The sequence below is a fragment of the Dyella sp. 01N448 genome, assembly GCF_056399225.1.
The window spans coordinates 34,174-49,353 of sequence record NZ_JBFTQX010000015.1 but is presented as its reverse complement, the minus strand read 5'-3'; the positions used below and the strand labels follow the sequence as shown (position 1 = coordinate 49,353).

At 65.1% G+C, this 15,180-nt stretch carries 15 protein-coding genes; 9 read left to right on the top strand and 6 right to left on the bottom strand.

Annotated elements, in window-relative coordinates:
* Position 1: 1 nt before the first annotated feature.
* The 3 genes from AC1DKY_RS18490 (at position 2) to AC1DKY_RS18480 (ending at position 3,633) form a co-directional block, all read left to right on the top strand.
* Entirely contained in the window at positions 2 to 1,204 is a 1,203-nt protein-coding gene (locus AC1DKY_RS18490) for an ABC transporter permease (protein WP_441605556.1), read from the top strand.
* 118 nt (positions 1,205 to 1,322) lie between these two features.
* Positions 1,323 to 3,026: a dipeptidyl-peptidase 3 family protein gene (locus tag AC1DKY_RS18485; protein WP_477180028.1), complete on the top strand. Its 1,704-nt coding sequence runs from the start codon at positions 1,323 to 1,325 to the stop codon at positions 3,024 to 3,026.
* A gap of 151 nt (positions 3,027 to 3,177) precedes the next feature.
* Entirely contained in the window at positions 3,178 to 3,633 is a 456-nt protein-coding gene (locus AC1DKY_RS18480) for an REP-associated tyrosine transposase (protein ID WP_441605529.1), read from the top strand.
* Between the two features lie 109 nt (positions 3,634 to 3,742).
* On the opposite strand, the gene AC1DKY_RS18475 is transcribed toward AC1DKY_RS18480, so the two are convergent.
* The 4 genes from AC1DKY_RS18475 to hemH form a co-directional block, all read right to left on the bottom strand.
* Entirely contained in the window at positions 3,743 to 5,617 is a 1,875-nt protein-coding gene (locus tag AC1DKY_RS18475) for an aspartyl protease family protein (protein WP_441605528.1), read from the bottom strand.
* Between the two features lie 73 nt (positions 5,618 to 5,690).
* Positions 5,691 to 6,488: an AraC family transcriptional regulator gene (locus tag AC1DKY_RS18470; protein WP_441605527.1), complete on the bottom strand. Its 798-nt coding sequence runs from the start codon at positions 6,486 to 6,488 to the stop codon at positions 5,691 to 5,693.
* 44 nt (positions 6,489 to 6,532) lie between these two features.
* The gene (locus tag AC1DKY_RS18465) at positions 6,533 to 7,390 is read right to left on the bottom strand and encodes an alpha/beta fold hydrolase (RefSeq protein ID WP_441605526.1); all 858 of its coding nucleotides are present in this window, start codon (positions 7,388 to 7,390) and stop codon (positions 6,533 to 6,535) included.
* Complete coding sequence (gene hemH / locus AC1DKY_RS18460) at positions 7,387 to 8,451, bottom strand: ferrochelatase (protein ID WP_441605525.1); 1,065 nt, start codon at positions 8,449 to 8,451, stop codon at positions 7,387 to 7,389. The genes AC1DKY_RS18465 and hemH overlap by 4 nt, the downstream gene beginning before the upstream one ends.
* Positions 8,452 to 8,560: 109 nt before the next feature.
* Between hemH and AC1DKY_RS18455 the strand changes: the two genes are divergently transcribed.
* The 6 genes from AC1DKY_RS18455 (at position 8,561) to AC1DKY_RS18430 (ending at position 11,727) form a co-directional block, all read left to right on the top strand.
* Positions 8,561 to 9,250: a lipid-binding SYLF domain-containing protein gene (locus AC1DKY_RS18455; RefSeq protein ID WP_441605524.1), complete on the top strand. Its 690-nt coding sequence runs from the start codon at positions 8,561 to 8,563 to the stop codon at positions 9,248 to 9,250.
* A 66-nt stretch (positions 9,251 to 9,316) separates the two neighbouring features.
* Positions 9,317 to 9,553 (top strand): twin-arginine translocase TatA/TatE family subunit, encoded by a 237-nt coding sequence (tatA, locus tag AC1DKY_RS18450; protein WP_441605523.1) that lies wholly within the window; start codon positions 9,317 to 9,319, stop codon positions 9,551 to 9,553.
* Between the two features lie 15 nt (positions 9,554 to 9,568).
* Complete coding sequence (tatB, locus tag AC1DKY_RS18445; RefSeq protein ID WP_441605522.1) at positions 9,569 to 9,934, top strand: Sec-independent protein translocase protein TatB; 366 nt, start codon at positions 9,569 to 9,571, stop codon at positions 9,932 to 9,934.
* Positions 9,921 to 10,685: a twin-arginine translocase subunit TatC gene (gene tatC, locus AC1DKY_RS18440; protein ID WP_441605521.1), complete on the top strand. Its 765-nt coding sequence runs from the start codon at positions 9,921 to 9,923 to the stop codon at positions 10,683 to 10,685. The genes tatB and tatC overlap by 14 nt, the downstream gene beginning before the upstream one ends.
* Entirely contained in the window at positions 10,682 to 11,164 is a 483-nt protein-coding gene (locus AC1DKY_RS18435) for a cupin domain-containing protein (RefSeq protein WP_441605520.1), read from the top strand. The genes tatC and AC1DKY_RS18435 overlap by 4 nt, the downstream gene beginning before the upstream one ends.
* A 167-nt stretch (positions 11,165 to 11,331) precedes the next feature.
* Positions 11,332 to 11,727, top strand: a complete 396-nt coding sequence (locus AC1DKY_RS18430; RefSeq protein WP_441605519.1) for a hypothetical protein — start codon at positions 11,332 to 11,334, stop codon at positions 11,725 to 11,727.
* A 671-nt stretch (positions 11,728 to 12,398) separates the two neighbouring features.
* On the opposite strand, the gene AC1DKY_RS18425 is transcribed toward AC1DKY_RS18430, so the two are convergent.
* Positions 12,399 to 13,778: a S41 family peptidase gene (locus tag AC1DKY_RS18425; RefSeq protein WP_441605518.1), complete on the bottom strand. Its 1,380-nt coding sequence runs from the start codon at positions 13,776 to 13,778 to the stop codon at positions 12,399 to 12,401.
* Between the two features lie 159 nt (positions 13,779 to 13,937).
* A complete protein-coding gene (locus AC1DKY_RS18420) occupies positions 13,938 to 15,137 on the bottom strand; it encodes a murein hydrolase activator EnvC family protein (RefSeq protein ID WP_441605517.1) in 1,200 nt (399 codons plus the stop codon).
* Positions 15,138 to 15,180: the final 43 nt, after the last annotated feature.

The window sequence follows — 15,180 nt, the reverse complement described above, 5'->3', positions numbered from 1 at the left end:
CATGAAAACTATCACGCCGGTGGCACGCACGCGCGCCTTCCTCACCGTGTACATGAAGGAGGTGCGCGAGAACCTGCGCGACCGACGCACCATCATGAGTGCGTTCCTCACCGGTCCGCTGCTGGGGCCGATCATCATGGTGATGTTGCTCAACATCACTCTCAACCGTCAGCTGGACAAGGCCGAGAAGCCGCTGCCGGTGCCGGTGGCCGGGGCCGAGTACGCCCCCAACCTGATCAACGCCTTGAAGGCCGAAGGCATCGTACCCAAGCCGCCCATCGCCAATCCCGAACTGGCCGTGCGCAAGCAGGATGCCGATGTGGTGCTGCGCATTTCGCCCGACTATGCCACGGCGTGGCGCAAGGGCGAGGCCGTGCAGGTGGAGTTGATCTACGACTCCTCGCAACGCGATGCCAATGCTGCGGTGGATCGTTTGTCGCAAGTGGTCGAAACCTATGCACGCCAGCAGGGTGCGATGCGTCTGGTGTCGCGCGGACTTTCGCCGAGTACCGCGTGGCCGGTGGTTGCCGCCAAGCGCGACCAGGCCACGGCGCAGGCGCGTGCCGCACTGGTGTTTTCGATCCTGCCGTACTTCTTCGTGCTCACCGTGTTCATGGGCGGCATGTATCTGGCGATCGATCTCACTGCGGGCGAACGCGAGCGGCAATCGCTGGAACCGCTGTTCGCCAATCCGGTGGCGCGCTGGAAGATTCTTGCCGGCAAGCTGGCGGCCATCTGCACGTTCTCGGCGATCAGCCTGCTGATCAGCCTGTTGGCGTTCGCCGTGGTGGGCCGTTTCATTCCGACGGAAAAACTCGGCATGGAGCTGGATCTCGGCCTGCGCTTCAGCGGGCAGGTGTTGTTGCTGATGCTGCCGCTGATCGTGTTGCTGGCCGCGCTGCAGTCGATGGTGGCGGCATTCGCCAAGAGCTATCGCGAAGCGCAAACCTATGTTTCGCTGCTGATGTTCGTGCCGGTGCTGCCCAGCATCCTTCTGTCCACCATGCCCATCAAGGCACAGGAATGGATGTACGCCGTGCCGCTGCTCGGGCAGCACCTGGGCATCATGCAATTGCTGCGTGGCGATGGCGTCACGGCGGACCAGTTCGGCCTGTGCCTGGCGGGTAGCCTGGCCGCCTCCATTGTGGGGGTGCTGGCGACGGCGCATTTGTATCAGTCCGAGCGGCTGGCGATTTCGGGGTGAGGTAGGCGCTGTTTTTTAGCTCGTCATTCCGGCCTGCGCCGGAATGACGAAAATGGAGGTAGACGCGCGTAACTCGCCGCGCGCTACCATGGCGCTTTCCTTCTATCGAGAAAGCGCCATGCGTCGCCATCTGCTTGCCCTGAGTCTTATCGCCATCCTGGCCGGCTGCAGCTCGCACGATAGCAACGCGCCTGCCGGAGCTGCTTCCGCGCCCGCGCCGGCCAGCACCACGCCGACCGTGCCGCCGCCGTCCACGGATGCGGACATCGCCACCCAGGGCTTGGCCAACTACGCGTCGGTCAAGCTCACGGCGGATCTCTCCGGCTTCGACGACAAGCAGAAGCAGATGATCGCGCTGCTGATCGAGGCGGCCGATGTCACCAACGACATCTACTGGCAGCAATCGTGGGGCGACAAGGCTGCCTTGATGGCGCGCATTCCCGACGATGTCACGCGCCAGTACGCCCAGATCAACTACGGCCCATGGGATCGCTTGAACAACGACCAGCCCTTCGTCGCCGGCGTGGGTCCTCGCCCGCCGGGCGCCCAGTTCTATCCGGCTGACATGACCAAAGAGGAATTCGACAAGTCCGATCTCAAGGACAAGGCCGGCCTCTACACCGTGCTGCGTCGAAATGCCCAGAACGCACTGGCGGTGGTGCCTTATCACGAGGCCTACCAGGCCGACCTGCAGCGCGCCGCCGGACTGCTGCGCCAGGCGGCGGATCTGGCAGCCGACAAGGAATTCGCGGGCTATCTCAAGAAGCGCGCCGATGCCTTGCTCAGCGACGATTATCGCCCCAGCGATTTCGCCTGGATGTCGATGAAGAATAATCCGGTCGACATCGTGATCGGTCCCATCGAAACCTATGAGGACCAACTGTTCGGCTACAAGGCCAGCTACGAAAGCTATGTGCTGGTGAAGGACCAGGCGTGGAGCGCCAAGCTCGCGCGCTTCACCAAATACCTGCCCGAACTGCAGCGCGAGCTGCCGGTGGGCGACAAATACAAGGCCGAGAAGCCCGGCGCCGATGCCGATCTCAATGCCTACTTCGCCGTGTACTACGCGGGCGACGCCAACGTCGGCGCCAAGACCATCGCGATCAACCTGCCCAACGACGAAGAAGTGCAGCTGAAAAAGGGCACGCGTCGCCTGCAACTGGAAAACGTGATGCAGGCGAAGTTCGACAAGATCATGCTGCCGATCGCCAAGGCGTTGGTGGCAGACGATCAGCAGTCGCACCTCACCTTCGATGCCTTCTTCGAGAACACCATGTTCCATGAAGTCGCGCACGGCCTGGGCATCAAGAACACGCTCAACGGCAAGGGCATGGTGCGCACGGCCTTGAAGGACCAGGCATCGAGCTTCGAGGAAGGCAAGGCCGATATCCTCGGCCTCTATATGGTCAGCAAGCTCGCCGACAAGGGTGAGCTGGACAAGTCCAAGCTGATGGACAACTACGTCACCTTCCTCGCCGGCATCCTGCGCTCGGTGCGTTTTGGCGCCAGTGATGCGCACGCCAAGGCCAACATGGTGCGCTTCAATTTCTTCCAGCAGCAGGGTGCTTTCAGCCGTGACGCCACGACGGGGCGCTATCGCGTCGACTTCGACAAGATGACGGCTGCCATGAACGCGCTGTCCGCCAAGTTGCTCACCATCCAGGGCGATGGTGATTACGATGCCGCCAAGCAGCTGACCGATCGCATGGGCAATGTCGACGCCGCGCTGGCTGGTGATCTGAAGCGGCTGGATCAGGCGAAGATTCCGGTGGATGTAACGTTTGAGCAGGGGTTGGAGACGTTGGGGCTGCAAAAACCCTGACGAACGCGACAACCTTGTAGGAGCGCACTTGTGCGCGAACACAACCCGCCCCATCGCCAGGTCGTTGTCTATTGCATGCCAGGCACGCCCCTACGAAAGGGCAGCGAAGGCCCCGCTATCCATCCCGCGCTGACGATGCAACCGTCCGCGCATGACCTCTCCTCCGGGACATCGAGCTCTGCGCGCGGGAAGAATTTCCCACCCGGGCCACATCTACCTCCTGACAACGGTGACGGCTTATCGCCGGCCGCTGTTCAAGAACAGCGAGCTGGCTAGATCCGCCTGTCGCTGCATCCATGAGCGGGAGAATTGGGGCGATGCGTCTCTGCTGTGCTGGGTGCTGATGCCGGATCACTGGCATGGACTCGTGCAGCTCGGGCATCGCGATTCGCTGCCAATGGTCATGAATCGCTTCAAGGCAGCCGTGGCGCGGCAATTGAATTGCACGCGGACTGCGGTCGTATGGGGGCGCGGCTACCATGACCGCGCGCTTCGTCATGAGGACGATATCAGGACGGTGGCGCGGTACATCGTTGCCAATCCCTTGCGCGCGGGCCTGGTGGATAGCGTGCTTGATTACCCCTATTGGAATTGCATCTGGCTGTAGCTCGCCATTCCCTCTGTAGGAGCGCACTTGTGCGCGATCGCAGCGCTGGGATGTATCGCTCCGCCGGGTTGTCGCGCACAAGTGCGCTCCTACAAGGGAGAGGGGGCTCTTACCGCGGTGCGATATCCCTCAGCACCATCTTCAACTCCCGGCCATCCGCCAATTTCAACGCCAACGGTGTGCCATCAGGTAGATGCATGCTCAGATCGCGCAGCGCGCCAAAGCTCATGCTCGCTGCCGCTTTTCCATTCGCTGCCACGATCGCGTCGCCCTTCTTGAGTCCAGCCTGCTGCGCGGGGCTGCCCGGCGTGACGTTGATGACGTTGAAGCGATCCGGATGGTCCTGGGATTTCTCAGCGCGAAAGCCCGCCATGCCGTAGTGCCACACGGGGACAGGGTCGCGTGGCATCAGCACCATCTGCTGGTGGCGGTAGTCGAAGTGCACGTTGTAGCGCGACAGGATGTCCTGGCCGATATTCCCTGCTTCGCTCGGGTTGCCTGTGGCGCCGGCGTCGTTGCGGGTGAGCATGGCGACGACGTTGTCCATGCGCTGCGTGCCGAGGGTGAACTCCTTGGCGTGGGCGATGTGTGCGGTGAAGAGGCCGCCGACGCCGCCGGTGGGTATCGGCAGGCCCTGCTCGTAGCGTGCCGCGATGCCGTTGCGTTGAGCCCACTGGGGGAAGGTGAGCACATAGCCGGCGTTGCCGGTGTCGATGCCGAACATGCCGTTATGGCCGTCCTGATTGGCCTCCACCAGCGGCATGTCATCGGTGAAGCGCAGCGCCACGACGTCGCCTTGCTTGATCGGCGGTGCTTCGCCCAGGTCATACGGCTTGAGGTGCAGCTGATGGTGGTCGTAGTCGAACGTGATCGCAAAGCGCTCGAACATTTCCAGGCCGAGAATGCCGGCGATCGGCGCACCGTTGCCGCGCTCGTAGAAGCTGTAGGGGTAGGGCAGCACGGTATAGGTGAGATCGCGGATATGCGCGTTACCCAGACCAGTGTCATGCACCTTGGTATACGACGTACTCATCGTTCCTGATCCCGAGCCGCCGCTCACGCCCTGGCCCTGTGTCTGGAAACCCAGCTGTTTGGCCGCGTCGCTGGTGAGAATCGCATGGCCGCCGGTGTCGAGGATGAAGGGCATCGGCGCACGCCCGTCGATGCTCACATCGACGATCAGGATGCCTCCTTCGAGCTGCATGGGCGTCACCGCCTCCGTCGCACCGTTGACCATGGTGACGTCGCGGACCTTGCCATCGGGACGCTGCAGATCGGTTGTCGGAACATTGCTGAGTACGCGATAGCGTTCGACGGTATCCACGCTCTCGCCATCGGCATTGCCGGCGAGGTTGGCGCGCGAGCTGGCGATGCGGAAGGGTAGCGGCAGGCCGTCCACATCGCGGTAGTCGCTGTAGCGTTCGGTGGCGATCAGGAAGGAAGTCGCGTAGATCGCGCGATCCAGCCGATGCGTAGTGGCATCGATCCACAGCGTGACGAGACGCCCGCCGGCCGGCGTGGCTTCGATGCGCTGATAGGTGTGGCCGTTGTCCTGCGCGTCGGGCAGGTGATGGTATTGGACGGAGGAATCCGCATCGAGAAAGCCGTAGCGGCGCAGCCAGCTAGCGGTGACGTCGACGGTGCGTGCCTCATCCGAATCCAACGGATGAATCATGCCGGTGATGTCTTCGCGCCAGTGGCCTTGCGCATCGATGCCCTCGGCAGTGCCGAACACATCGTTGTGCATGCGCGTGAGGTAATGGCCGCTACGCAGGTCCACCGTGGCCTGCCAGGGGCCGGTCAGTCCGTCGCCTGCTTCGCGGCCTTCGGCCTGCAGTGCGGCGACGTGTTGCCAGCGGTCGCCACCGTGGGCCTGGCGCAGACTGGCAAGTACGGCGGCGCTGTCATCAGCGGGTGCAGCGAAAGCCTGGCTCAGCGCACCGGCGAGCAACAACACGAGCAGGGGACGGGCGCGATGCAGCATGGGGGACACTCCGTGGTCGGGTGTCGTCATGGTCCGTCGGTTGGCGCGCCCGGTCTAGGACGTGCGTGGCGTATCAGCACGTGCGTTGCGTTCTGTGCCGGTAGTCACGCGGCGTTTCACCGGTGAGGTGACGGAACACGCGAGCGAAATGACTCTGGTCGTTGAAGCCGGCCATGGCGGCCACTTCGGCGATGGAGCGCTGCGACTCGCCCAGCGCCTTGCGCGCGAGCGCGATGCGCAAGCCACGCTGGTATTCGCCGATCGAGGTGCCCTTGGCCTGCTGAAAGCCGCGCGCGAGATGAGAGCGATGGACGCCTGCCAAAGCCGCCAGTTCCTGCAATGACGGCGTGGCGAGGGGGTCATCGTGCAGGCGATCCAGGACGCGCTGCAGCCAGGCGGGGCGTCGCTGGTCGTCAGCACGACAGGCGAGCGCCACCAGCTCCAACACGGCTGACGACAAAGCGAGCGCGGCGGCATCATCGGTCGCGCGCAATTCGCGTTCGATGCGGGCGAGCAGGCGATCCGCATCGGGCAGTCGCAGTTGGCGATGTTCGCCAAGCAGACGCGATACCCCGTCGCCGGCCATATCGTCGAGAAAGATGCTGATGCAGCGCGCGCCTTCGGGCCCGAAGCGATTGGCGTGTCGATGGCCCTGCGGATGCGTCAGAAGCGCGCCCGGTCGGCATTCGAGTTCCTGCTCGCCCGCTTGCTGGGTATAGCCGCCTGTAGCGACCAGGCACAGATACGCCTCGTCGTGCTCATGCCACGGCAAGGCGCTGCCGCCGGCATACGGCGTGGCGGACACCTGCAGGTCGCCGAGTTGCCGCAGCCGTTCGGGTTGACCGTAGTTGGCGCGTTGTAGATGTTGCATGGCGCCAGTCTAGACCGCTGCCGCGCCGGGGCATGTGCCGTCGGTCAGGCGTGCTCGCCGTCCAGATGCGCGTTCGCCCAGCGGGCGACGGCTTCGGGGTGTTCCAGCTGCAGATGGTGGCCGCCATCCAGATGCGTCACCGCGATATCGGCCACGCAGGCGGCGCGTGCCTGCATGCGGGGGCCGGGCAGGTAGGGCGTGTCGGGTCGGGCGAGCAGCAGCGCGGTGGGCGCTTCGATGCCGCGCAGGATGGCGCGCACCTGTTCTTCGGTGAGTCGGATGGAGGAGGGGCGATTGACTCGTGCATCGCTGCGCCAGTACCAGCCGTGCTCGCTCTTGTGCAGGCCACGCTCGACGATGGGACGCGCCTGATCGGCGGGCAGGCCACTGGCCATGGTGCGCGCGCTGATCGCCATGTCGATGGACGGGAACGAACGCAGCGAACGGCCGGTGGCCTCGCTCGCCATCGCATCGCGGAATTGGCGCAATGTGTGGTGACCATCGTCGGCGATCGGGCCCAGCCCTTCGATCAGCAGCAGTCGGTCGATGCGCTCCGGCTTGGCCGCGGCAACCATCGAACCGATGCCCGCGCCCAGCGAGTGGCCCATCAGGTGGCAACGCGTCAGTCCCAGCGCATCGATCGCGCCAAGCACCGAGCGCACGTAGTCGACCAGGTGATATTGCATGCCGGGCGGCAGATGATCGGAATGACCATGACCCGGCAGTTCGAGCGCAATCACCTGCCAGCGTTCGGCCAGCAGCGGAGCGAGTCGCGCATAGCTCCACGCATTGTCCAGCCAGCCGTGCAGGGCCAGCAGCGGCGGCGCTTGTTCGTCGCCCCACACCTGCGCGCTCAGGCGCAGATGCGGCAGCCGTACCTCGCGCTCGACCGGGGCTTTCATGCCGGCGTGCCGACGCGTGGGGCGAAGGCGGACCAGCCGCCGGTGTGGCGTCTCACCAGCGCGGCCAGGCTGTCGATCTGCTCGGGCGTGTCATTGAGCGCTGGGATGTAACGCAGTTCGCTGCCGCCGGCCTCGACGAAAAAATCGCGGTTCTGCATGGCGATTTCTTCCAGCGTCTCCAGGCAGTCCACGGCGAAACCCGGGCAGGCGACGTCGAGCCGCTTGATGCCGCTCGCCGCCAGCTCGCGCACGGTGGCGTCGGTATAGGGGTGCAGCCAGGACTCGCGTCCCACCCGCGACTGGTAGCTCACCAGCAGCTGCGGCTCCTCCAGCGCCAGTCGCTGTCGCAACGCGTGTGCGGTGGCCTGGCACTGGTCGAAGTAGGGATCGCCCTCGCGCACATAGCGCTCGGGAATGCCGTGGAAGGAGAGCAGCAACTTGTCGCCGCGACCGTGCGCCGCCCACCATTGCTCGATGCTGCGCGCCAGCGCTTCGATATGGCCCGGGTCGTCGTGATAGTCGTTGACCAGCCGCAGCTCGGGCGGCCAGCGCAACGACTGCATGGACTCGGCCACGGCGTCGATCACCGAGCCGGTGGAGGTGGCGGAATATTGGGGATACAACGGCAGTACTAACAGGTGACGCACGCCCTCGCGTTGCAGCCGCTCGATTTGCGCGGGCACCGAGGGCTGGCCATAACGCATCGCCAACGCCACGCGCACGGGTTCCGCACATGTCTCCGAAAGCTTGTCCTGCAGTCGCGCGGCCAGTGCCTCGCTGCCCACGCGCAGCGGCGAGCCCTGCGCCGTCCAGATGCGCTGGTAGGCGTGGGCCGAACGCGCAGGGCGCACACGCAGGATCACGCCGTGCAGGATCAGCCACCAGAGCCAGCGCGGATAGTCGATCACTCGGCGGTCGCCCAGGAACTGGGCGAGATACGGGCGCACCGCCTTGGCCGTGGGCGCCTCTGGTGTGCCCAGGTTCACCAACAGCACTGCAGCCTGAACGGGAAGGTCTCGGGAAGCGCCGGCAACGCCGGTATAGTCATCGCTGCGTGGCATCGTGGCTCAGACGGAAGAAATCCGCCGCAAGTCTGCCACAAGCCAAAGAAGCCGCCGTGGACATCATCGCCGCAGGCTGCCACCCCGAATTCAAGCCAAGGAGTCGTCCATGTTCAAAGCATCGCTGCACCGTCTGTTGCTCGCGTCCCTGGTTCTGTTGCTGCCGGCCATGGCCGCGCATGCGGAAGACCCGCCGCTGGTGCGCGCCCAGAACGCCGTGCGCGTGTTGAGCGACATCATGGAGGCGCCGGACAAGTCGATCCCGACCGACCTGCTCAAGCAAGCCAAGGCCATCGCCGTGATCCCTGACCTGCTCAAGGTGGGCTTCGTGTTCGGCGGCCGTCGCGGCGAGGGCCTGATCTCGGTGAAGGGGCCGGACGGCACCTGGTCCAACCCCAGCTTCATCACCATGACAGGCGGCAGCGTGGGCTTCCAGGCCGGCGCCTCGTCGACCGACGTGATCCTGGTGTTCCGTACCCAGCGCGGCGTGGACAGCATCGTCAACGGCAAATTCACGATCGGCGCGGACGCCGCCGCCGCGGCCGGCCCGGTGGGCCGTACGGCCCAGGCCTCCACCGACAGCGACTTCAAGGCCGAGATCTACTCCTATTCCCGCTCGCGCGGCCTGTTTGCGGGCGTGGCCCTGGACGGCTCGGCCCTGCGCATCGACTACGACGCCAACGAGGCCATTTACGGCAAGGGCATCACCCCGCGCCGCATCTTCGAGGGTGGCGTGGGCAACGTGCCGACCCAGGTGGTCGATTTCAGGGATCGCCTTGAGGAGTACACTCAGCGATGATAGGGAGCGGCGGCGCGACGGCGTGACAGTTTCGTTCCGCCGCTTACCATTCGAGGCCTGATTCTAATGAGCATCACCCATCTACTCATCCTGCTGGTCGTCGTCGTGCTGATCTTCGGCACCAAGAAGCTGCGCAATATCGGCGGCGACATCGGCGGCGCCGTCCGCGATTTCAAGAAGGGTTTGGATGGCGGCGACGAAGCCCCCAAGCCGAACGATCCGAACGCGACCCTGCGCGCCGATCCGCCGCCCGCTGGCCCCAGCCAGACGCAGAACCAGCACGACACCACCGAACCCAAGTAAGGCGGCTCGAGGGTCATGATCGAAATCAGCTTCGGCAAGCTGGTCTTGCTCGCGCTCGTCGCGCTGATCGTGCTTGGCCCGGAAAAGCTGCCGCATGCCGCTCGCACCGCGGGTGTGTTCCTGCGGCGCGTGCGTACCGGCTGGGACAGCGTGCGTGCGGAAGTGGAGCGCGAGCTGCAGGTGGAAGAGATCCGCCGCCAGGCGCGCGAAGTGGCCTCCAAAGCCGAAGCCGCCCAGGCCGAGCTGGACGAGACGTTGCGCAAGATGCGTCCTGAAGGCGTGCCGTCCAAACCGTCCGAGCCACCCGTTGCCGAGCCGGTAGCGGACGTGGCCGCCGCCACCGCCACCGCGACCAAGGAAGCTCCGCATGGCGGCGCCTGAGCTCGAAGGCCCCGGGGCCGATGACCTGGAACAAGGTCTCTTTTCGCATCTGATCGAACTGCGCTCGCGCCTGATGCGCGCGATCGTGACCGTGCTGCTGGTGCTTGGCGCCCTCGTGCCATTCGCCAACCGCTTGTACACGGAGCTGGCCGCGCCGCTGGTGTCGCGCCTGCCGCAGGGCGCCCATCTGATTGCCACCGAGGTGGCCAGTCCGTTCGTCACGCCGCTGAAGCTGGCCTTCTATGCGGCGCTGTTCATCAGCATGCCGATGATCGTCTACCAGCTGTGGGCCTTCGTGAGCCCCGGCCTGTACCGCAACGAGAAGCGACTGGCGCGCCCCCTGCTGGTGGCAGCGCTGTTCCTGTTTTATCTCGGCTGCGCCTTCGCGTATTTCCTGGTGCTGCCGGCGGCGTTCCGCTTCCTCACGGCGGTGACGCCGCAGGGCGTGGAAATGATGACCGACATCACGCACTACCTCGACTTCGTGATGTTGATGTTCTTCGCGTTTGGCCTGTGCTTCGAGGTGCCGGTGGCGGTGGTGATCCTCGCCGCGATCGGCGTGGTGAACCTGGAGCAGCTGCGCAACGGTCGTCGCTATGCCGTGGTCGGCGCGTTCGCCATTGCCGCCTTCATCACGCCGCCTGACATCACCTCGATGATCATGCTGGCCATTCCGATGTGCCTGCTCTATGAGCTGGGCATGCTGGCGGTACGCTGGTTGATCAAGCCCACCGACGCGCCAGCCACATGAGCGATGCCGCTGCCCGCGCTGCTCAACTGAAAGAGGCGCTGCAGCTGCAGCCGCACGTGGAAGGCGGCCACTATCGCCGCATCCATCCGCCCAAGGCGGGTGGCGACGGCGCCGGCGCCCGGCACGCATTGAGCGCGATCCACTACTTGCTCGAGGCGGGCGAATTCAGCCACTGGCATCGGGTCGATGCCGAGGAAGCCTGGCACTTCGTCGAAGGCGAACCGCTGGAGCTGCTGATCTACCACGCGGCCAACAAGCGCCTGGAGCGTTGCTGTCTCGGGCCGTTGGCGCCAGGCGTGGACACGCTGGCCGTCGTACCGGCCGGCGCCTGGCAGGCAGCTCGACCGCTCGGCCGTTACACCCTGGTGACTTGCCTGGTGGCGCCTGCGTTCGAATATGAGGGCTTTGAGATCCTCTCCGAGGACGCCACATTGGCTGGTCATCTGGCGGGCCTGGCTCCGGAAATTCCGCTGTCCTGAGCGGCCACGTGCGGTTGCTCGTCTTCGCGACGAAGAGAGCTTCGATCTACTTCCAAGACTGATCCGATGGTCTGCCTCGGATGGTCGCTCCATAGTTGCAGTTTGGGTCCGAAGGGCTGCGGACGTGATGTCCCGTGCCCGGTTGGGTCTGCAAGGAGTGGCTAGGCGTGAGCAAGTTCGTGAAAGCATCTCTGGTGGTGTTGGCGGTACTGATGATCCTGGGTGGCGCGGCGTTCGCCTGGACCCAGCACAGGATTGGAAGCAGCCTGGAATTCGCGGCGCGCGAATTGCCGCCTATCGCCGATCGAATCGGCGATGTATCGCGGGTGGAGAACATCCATTTGAGCGAATACGCGGCTCATTGCGCCATGGATGTGTGTGAGCGCTATGTCTCGCGTGTCGTGGGTTCGAAGGGCGCCCTGCTGATGGCGGCCGACGTGGCGCCTCAGGCGGCGGATCCAGACGATGAGGTCAGCCATATTGTCCTGTGCGAGGAGGATGGGGCGTTGATCGATCGCATGGGGGATGTGGGGGAGATCGCTGGCGGGTTGTACTGTTTGTAACGTTGTCGCGATCTGCCTCGCCCGTCGCGTCAGACGGGCACCCGGGCGGCAAGCGCTACATCACGAGCCAAACAACGCCCGCCGTTGCCGCGCGCCTCTTTTGTAGGAGCGCACTTGTGCGCGACCAGCCGACGGAGCGTTACACCCATGCGCTGCGGTCGCGCACAAGTGCGCTCCTACAAGGGATCGCGCAGGCCGGTACCGATCGGCTCTTTGTGGGAGCGCACCCTGTGCGCGACAAACCTACGGAGCGGTGCACCGCAGCGTGGCTGTCGCGCACAGGGTGCGCTCCCACAGACAAGCACGCGTGGCAAAGGGAATGCGGGACGACTAAAGCCGATGCGCAGCGAGGCCCGGCTTTAAGTCCTCAGCGACTCGGGCGCGTTGCGCAGCGCTTTGAAGTACCCCCTCTGTACCCTCGAAGGTTGTCCCACAACGACTCGCCTCGAGCGTTCGGGCTTATCCCAGCACCATGCTGCGGGTGTTATGGCGCAGGGATGAAAAGCGAAGGCGTCCCCGCACCGGGATGACGATCAAAACCGATCCACCCCGCACCGCCCAAAAAGAAAAGCCGCCTCAAACAAGGCGGCTCCTCCAGAACATCCACATCGTTCGCTCCACCCAGGAACAACCCTCACAGGTCATCCCCACAAACGATCAGCTAAGACGGATCAATGCTTGCTCGGCGCAGCCGTCGCCGGCACCGGCGCCGCATAGGGCCCGCGATTCAACGCCAACCCCTTCAACACATTCAACGCCTGCGACAACGCATAGTCCTGCGTCGCCAGCTTCGCATTCTCGGCGCTGCCGTCGTTGTCGATGTCCTTGCCCAGTTTCGAATCTTCGTTGGCAAGATGATTGGGCAGGTCGGCTTCCGAGCTCACCAGCACGGCGGCGCTGTCGGCCTTGTTCACCGCGAGGTCGGCGAGGGGGATATCGGGCTTGATGCCTTCGGCCTGGATCGAGGTGCCGTTGGGGGTGTAATAGCGGGCGGTGGTGATCTTCACCGCGTGTTCGTTGTCCAGCGGCAGTACCGTCTGCACGACGCCCTTGCCGAACGTGCGGCGGCCGACAATCAGCGCGCGGCGGTTGTCCTTGAGTGCGCCAGCCACGATTTCAGCGGCCGAGGCGGTGCCGTTGTCCACCAGTACGACCATGGGCGCGCCATTGAGCAAATCGCCGGCGTGCGCCTCGAAGCTGAGATTGGAATCCTGCAGGCGACCGCGCGTGGTGACGATGGTGCCGGCGTTGAGGAAATCATCGCTCACGCCCACCGCTGCCGTGAGCAGGCCGCCCGGATTGGAGCGCAGATCCAGGATGGCGCCCTTTTGCGTGCCGTTCTTGCGGATCAGCTCGCCGAGCTTCTTTTCCAGATCCGGCGCGGTGTCATCCTGGAATTGGCTGATGCGGATATAGGCGTAGCCGGGTTGGATCTCGCGCGTCTTGACGCTGGTGACCGAGATTTTCTCGCGCACCAGCGGCATGTCGATGGGCTTGTCGCTCTTCTCGTGCAGGATGGTGAGCGTCACCTTGCTGCCTGCATCGCCGCGCAGCGCCTTGAACATGTCGTCGATGTTCTCCGGGTCCACCACCTTGCCATCGACTTTCACGATGGTATCCCCCGGCTTGATGCCGGCGCGCGAGGCGGGTGTGTCGTCGATGGGGGCGATGATGCGCAGCGTGCCGTCGACCTGCAGCACTTCGATGCCGAGGCCGCCGTATTGGCCGGTGGTGTCCTCGCTCAGTTCGTCCAGGCCTGCCTTGTCCAGGTATTCGCTGTGCGGATCGAGGCCGCTGAGCATGCCGCTGATGGCGGCCTTCATCAGGGTCTTGTTGTCCACCGGCTCCACGTAGGCCTGACGAACAATTTCATAGACGCGGCTGAAGTTGCGCACGTCGTCGAGGTCTACGCGGTCGGGGGCGGACGAGGCCTTGGCCGGTGCGACGTCGGCGGCCTTCTTGGCGGGGCTGGCCGGGGTGGGCGCGGTCTGCGCCTGCACCAGCGGCGCCGCCAGCAGCAGGACGGCCAGGCTCAAGGTGGGAAACCGCATGGATGGGGGACTCCGGTATAGCCGTGGGGGCGTGCCCGGCAGCGGGCCGCGTTGCCGCTTTGACCGCCGGATGTCGCCAAAATTCAACATGGTACGCAGGTTAGCCTGCGACGCTGCGTAGGCGGCGTCAATCGTGGAATAGATCAGAACATCCCTGGATCAACCTTTCTTGCCCAGCCAGGTGCGCGGGTCCACCGGCTGGTTGTTCTGGCGCAGCTCGAAGTAGACGCCGGTATTGACCCCGGTGGGCGCGCTGGCCGTGCCCACGGCCTCGCCGGCAGTGATCTGGTCGCCCACGCCGTGCAGGACGGTCTCGTTGTTGCCGTACATGCTCATCCAGCCGCCGCCGTGGCTGACGATGACCAGCATCCCGTAGCCGCGCAGGAAGGCGGCATAGACCACCCGACCCGCTGCCACCGCGCGCACTTCGCTGCCGCCCGGCGCCTTGATCAGCACGCCGCTGCCGTAGCTGTTGACCACGCCGGCAGCGGGCCAGGGCAGGTTGCCGCGGATATTGGCCAGGCCCTTGCCGGCGGGCGGCGCGGCCTTGCCTTCGCTGGCCTTGGCGGCGCGTTCGGCCTCGCGGGCGGCCTCATCGATCGCCTTCTGAAGCGTGGCGACCAGCGAGTTCAGCGAGGCCTCGTTCTGCTTGAGGGCGGCCAGCTTGCCGGCCTGGTCCTTGTATTGGGCATCGGTCTCGGCCACCAGCTTGGCCTGGCTGGCGCGCTGTTGCTCCAATGCCTTGGCCTGGGTCTCGCGCTCGGCGCGCGCGGCCTGCAGGGCCTGTTGCTGGGCGGTGATCTCGGTTTCCAGGTCCTGCAGCTTGGCCAGGTCGCCCATCAGCTTCTGCACGCGGGCCACGCGGTCTTCCTGGAAATACTTCGAATAGGCCAGCGCCTGGGCGATGCGGGTTACGTCGTCGTCGCCCATCAGCAGGCGCAGGTCCGAGCCGCGCCCCAGGGCATAGGTGGCGCGCAGCAAGTCGGCGATGGCGGCGCGCTGGCCTTCGAGGTTCTTCTGCAGCTCGGCGCGCTGGGCCTGCAGGTCGGCCAGCTCCTTCTGCTTGGCTGAGAGCTGGGTGTCGGTCTCGCGCACGGCCTTGGCGGCCCCGGCCACGGCATTGGCCTGCTTGGCCAGCTCGGCGGTGGCGCTGTCGCGCTTGGCGGCGGTCTCGGCCTGTTCCTTGGCCAGCGCATCCATCTTGCTGTGCAGCTCCTGCAGCTTTTTCTGAGCCTCGGCCTGCTCGGCCTTGGTCTTGCTGTCCTGCAGGGCCCACGCCGGCTGGGCCGCGATGGCGAGGGCGAGCGCGCCGGTCACGGCGCAGGCAAGGGGGCGGGCACGACGGAGTGGTATTGGCATCGGGCGATTATCACAGAGCGCGATGACGGCGTGCGAGCGGGTC